This window comes from Rhizobium esperanzae (assembly GCF_002204185.1).
Lineage (GTDB): Bacteria > Pseudomonadota > Alphaproteobacteria > Rhizobiales > Rhizobiaceae > Rhizobium > Rhizobium esperanzae.
Map to the genome: position 1 here is coordinate 1 of NZ_MXPU01000069.1, position 822 is coordinate 822.

General features: G+C 61.3%; 1 protein-coding gene. It reads left to right on the forward strand.

Annotated features, from left to right (window positions below):
• A partial coding sequence (locus B5E41_RS30960; protein WP_141098866.1) for a DUF4082 domain-containing protein occupies positions 1–822 on the forward strand: 822 nt, incomplete at both ends.

Genomic DNA, 822 nt, shown 5'->3' on the forward strand with positions numbered 1-822 from the left:
TCTCGATCAATGGCATAGCGAGCCAGGGCCAGACCTTGACCGCCAGCCTCAGTGACATCGATGGCCTACCGGCAACAGGCGTCAGCTATCTGTGGCAGAGCAGCGACAACGGCAGTACGTGGAGTGACGTCGCGGGCGGGCAAAGCCTGACACTGGGCAGCAGTCTCGTCGGCAAGCGCCTGCGGGTCAATGCCACTTATACCGACCTGCTTGGCACTGGCGAGAACATCGTGAGCGCGGCGACTGCCCCGGTTACGTCAGTAAGCTCCAGCCCCGTCAGCCTCTTCACCACCCAGACACCGACCCAGCCCAACTTCACCGACGGGCCTGGAGTGGACTGGGAAGTCGGGATGCGCTTCGTCAGCAGCAATACCGGTTCGATCCAGGCGATCCGCTATTACAAGGCCCCGAGCGAGACCGGCACGCATGTCGGCCGCATCTGGTCGGCTACCGGGCAGCAGCTGGCAAGCGTCACCTTCACCAACGAGACAGCCTCAGGCTGGCAGCAGCAGACTTTGGCAAGTCCGCTGGTCATCAGTGCGGGCACCACCTATGTCGTCTCGGTCAATGCCAACAGCTACTATTCGCTGACTTCGAACGGCTTCGCCAACCCGATCAGCAATGGGGGATTGACCGCCCCGGTCGGCGCCGGTGTCTACAACGAAACCATTGGCACGTTTCCCGCCCTCGTCTACCAGAACGAAAACTACTTCCGCGATGTCGTGTTTTCTGCTGGATCAAGCGTTGCCTTGCGGGACAACGCCACCATCTTCGTCAGTGAATCAGCCGGCGCTGCAACGATCACCGTCGTTCGCACAGGCA